5 protein-coding genes are annotated in these 3,382 nt (G+C 44.7%); 3 read left to right on the plus strand and 2 right to left on the minus strand.

Annotated elements, in window-relative coordinates; translation table 11 throughout:
- Both AC4MRV_RS21695 and AC4MRV_RS21700 read left to right on the plus strand, forming a co-directional pair.
- A partial coding sequence (locus AC4MRV_RS21695) for a lipocalin-like domain-containing protein (RefSeq protein ID WP_491189349.1) occupies positions 1–182 on the plus strand: 182 nt, incomplete at its 5' end.
- A 105-nt stretch (positions 183–287) separates the two neighbouring features.
- Positions 288–554 carry a DUF2999 family protein gene (locus tag AC4MRV_RS21700; protein WP_004746427.1) on the plus strand — a complete coding sequence of 89 codons (267 nt, stop codon included), beginning with the start codon at positions 288–290 and terminating at the stop codon, positions 552–554.
- 75 nt (positions 555–629) lie between these two features.
- Here AC4MRV_RS21700 and AC4MRV_RS21705 read toward each other — a convergent pair whose 3' ends face one another.
- Positions 630–1,217: a GNAT family N-acetyltransferase gene (locus AC4MRV_RS21705; protein ID WP_491189350.1), complete on the minus strand. Its 588-nt coding sequence runs from the start codon at positions 1,215–1,217 to the stop codon at positions 630–632.
- Between the two features lie 94 nt (positions 1,218–1,311).
- Positions 1,312–2,163 (minus strand): helix-turn-helix domain-containing protein, encoded by an 852-nt coding sequence (locus AC4MRV_RS21710; protein WP_491189351.1) that lies wholly within the window; start codon positions 2,161–2,163, stop codon positions 1,312–1,314.
- A 145-nt stretch (positions 2,164–2,308) separates the two neighbouring features.
- On the opposite strand from AC4MRV_RS21710, the gene AC4MRV_RS21715 reads away from it, so the two are divergent.
- Positions 2,309–3,208, plus strand: coding sequence for an AraC family transcriptional regulator (locus tag AC4MRV_RS21715; protein ID WP_491189352.1), 900 nt, complete (start codon positions 2,309–2,311; stop codon positions 3,206–3,208).
- Positions 3,209–3,382: the final 174 nt, after the last annotated feature.

The raw sequence follows: 3,382 nt of genomic DNA on the forward strand, positions 1-3,382 counted from the left end.
TCCAAGGCCACAATTATCCAACCCAGTGGCAAGTATCGATTCCTAACCAGCAAATTGAACTTACCGTTTCTGCACTCAACCCGAACGCAAAAATGCCGCTTTCTGTGCCTTATTGGGAAGGCCCAGTACGTATTGAGGGCTCTCATTCTGGGACTGGTTACATGGAACTAACGGGATACTAAGCCGTGATGCAATTGAACCATTTTGACTAGAGTAGCTAGTGCAAACACCAGCTGCCAAGTGGTAAACTCAGCGCAAAGTCATCCATTGATTGAAAAGGAAATACGATGAACCCGATTATTGCACTGCTGAAAGAGAACAACATCAGCGATGAGCAGATCAACGAAATCTTCCAAACTCTGACGCAAAACCCGCTTGCAGCTATGGCAACAATCAGTCAACTAGGTCTGCCACAAGACAAATTACAGATGTTGATGGCGCAAGTGATGCAAAACCCTGCGTTAATCAAAGAAGCCGTCGACGAGCTAGGCTTAGACTTCTCTAAAGTTGAAGAAGCAAAAGAGAAACTTCAGAGCCAAAACCAAGGCAACTAAGTCGCCACCGTTTAGTACTGAGTATCAAAAGCCGTTAGCCCGAGAAATTGGGTTAACGGCTTTTTTTAACAATTATCAGCGATTTAAAGACGAGAACTGTTCTACGGTCATACCGTAGTAAAGCTTGTCGTCAAACCCTTGCTCTAGTTTGTAGTAGTCTTTCTGACGCCCTTCTTGAATAAAGCCGCATTTCTCTAACGTTTTGTATGAACCCAGATTAGAGGCATAGCAGTCTGCACTCACTTTATGGGCGTTTAGCTCAGTAAAACCAATCTCGGTCATCATTTGGCAAGCACGGGTGGCAACACCTTTGCCCCAGGCACAAACTGGTAGCTGATAACCTACCTCGTAATTACCCGCTAAGAACATCACCGATGTAACCGCGCACATTCCCATGTACTGACCTTGCTGGTCGCGAATCACGAATGTTGGACTATCTGGCCAAACACCGTCTTTGATCGCTTGTGCTGTGTTTTCAATAATAGGGCCAAAGAAACCCTCATACAGGCTATTGTCAGCTGGAGCGAAAAACAGATACTGATTGACCTTGCCATCGTTCAGCATCTCGATAATATCTTTCAGATCAGACGCTTGAATAAGTTGAATGTTCAACGATTCATTAAATGGAGTAGCTTGGCCTTGCTTTAATGTTTGATATGACATGTGTTACCTCGTTATCTGCCCAGCATCTTAGCTCAACAAACACGCGGATAATTGGACATTTGCGACAAATGATCGAGTGAAAAGAAAGCACCTGTTACTCAAAGTCGCCATATACATCAATGGTTAGATCGCGCTTTTGTAAATATTTATTCGGCGTTTTTCTTAATTGCTGTTTCAGTGTACGGATCAAGTGAGATTGATCCGTAAAACCAAATTGCTGAGAAAAGTTCGCCCAATCTATACTCCCTTCTTGTTTGTAGAGCGCCAAAATCATCTGCTCTAAGCGTGCCATTTGTTGGTAACGCTTAACACTCAACCCAACAATGTGCTTAAAGCTACGCTCTAAAGTCCTTCGAGAGCACGCACACAGCCTAGCAATGTCCTCGATATCCATTGCCACATCAGGGCAACTCACGGCATGTTTATCGATAATGGATATCGCCTTTTGTGAAGTAAGAAATGGCTTGGTTCTACACTGCTCCAGTTCAAGTGAATCGAAATAGTTCTGTATGTATCTCAATAACGATTCTTGTGAGCCTTGTTGCCACAATACTTGTTGAAACGCGTCACCAAACCACGGTGTTAACCACTCAAACCACGCACACTGGTTGATCCCACTACTTTCAGCTTCGATATTGAGCGCATGTTGAATGGCATATACGCCCTCAGGGCGAAAAGTAATACCGATACGTTTGATCGGCGGCGAGTCTTCTAAAAGCAGCAAATGCTCGTTTGCCGTCAAAAGATGGCTCCCCCATCCACTTAAAGCTTTAGATCCATTGTCATAGCAATAAGCTTGTTCACTTGGCGTCAATAACAAGTGCGCTCTAGGGTTGGGAATAAGGTTGGGTTTAGGATCTATCTCTTCTTGCGAACCAACTTCTAAATACCACACTTGATGAACAAGCCATTCGAATCCTGGTAGAGATTTTTTCCAAGCGATCATGATAATCCTAGTGAGTCCATCTAAGTACACCCATAAAGTGTGACGGAATTGGCTAGCACGCGCCACGCATTTCTCAACGACTCGCCTTGAAACATTGATTCAATTCGGTAGGCTTTGACCAAATCAAGCAAGGATGAGCTAACCAATGCGCGTTGATTACCAAAAAAGATTGTTGCCTGTTATTCGCTACTTAGAGAAAAACTTCAATGAGCCACTTAACCTGCCTGAAGTCGCTTCGCTGGCGAACCTATCTCCGTATCACTTTCACCGCACATTCAAAGCGGTACAAGGAGAAACGTTGGCTGATTTCATCCGTCGGCTCCGCTTAGAAGCGGCAGCAGACGAGCTGTTTAAGTCAAAGCAGCCAGTGTTAAATATTGCTCTCGAATATGGCTTTTCAAGCTCACAAAGCCTAGCGAAAGCGTTCAAGCAGCATTTTGGCGTTACGCCAACCGCATTTCGTGACTGTGAAAACTACCAAGAGTTTTCCTTGCTGGCTCGAAACAGCAAGATTGGACACACCTTGCGCAAGAATGGAAACGAAGTTGACTCAAGTGCTCCATATACTGGCTCTACACCAACAACATGGAGCAGCACAATGGAAACCCAAAACTTTACAGCAAGTAAACTGGCGTATGTTCGAGTGACAGGCCCTTACGGAGAAGGATACGAAGAGCCAAGTGGTCGATTGTATCAATGGGCAGGAATGAAAGGCCTAGCCGGCAATACATGCATCTTCATCTACCATGACAACCCAGAAATCACTCCAAACGAGAAGTGCCGTACCGACATCTGCTTGATGGTGCCTGACGATACAGAAGTGCCAAACGGTATTGAACTGCAAGACTTCCCTGGAGGGCAATATGCAGTGATGCGTCAGAACATAACTGAACACAATCAATACTCAAAAGCTTGGGATGATTTAATGAGTAAGGTGATTGAATCAGGAATCGAAAATGACTGCCGCCCTTGCTTCGAGCTTTACCACAGCTACGATCCTCAAACTCAGCACGCTGATGTGAGTTTCTGCACAGCGATTAAGTAAGTACCAAACCCAGCTCGCCTGGTCGCGGGCTGGGTTTCTTCAATCAAACCTTTCAAACGGCCCCTTTACATCGAAATTACCTATCAAGTGAAATAGGAAATGGCTATCAATAGGATAGCTACAAGCGATTTTCCTTAAACACACTCCGATGAGAATATACTTTCCGAAAGCAAC

The sequence above is a fragment of the Vibrio sp. genome, assembly GCF_984391705.1.

Bases quoted from the DNA above. Each gene is read 5' to 3' on its own strand.
- AC4MRV_RS21700 (WP_004746427.1), top strand. From the start codon at position 288: ATGAACCCGATTATTGCACTGCTGAAAGAGAACAACATCAGCGATGAG.
- AC4MRV_RS21705 (WP_491189350.1), bottom strand. From the start codon at position 1,217: ATGTCATATCAAACATTAAAGCAAGGCCAAGCTACTCCATTTAATGAA.
- AC4MRV_RS21710 (WP_491189351.1), bottom strand. From the start codon at position 2,163: ATGATCGCTTGGAAAAAATCTCTACCAGGATTCGAATGGCTTGTTCAT.
- AC4MRV_RS21715 (WP_491189352.1), top strand. From the start codon at position 2,309: ATGCGCGTTGATTACCAAAAAAGATTGTTGCCTGTTATTCGCTACTTA.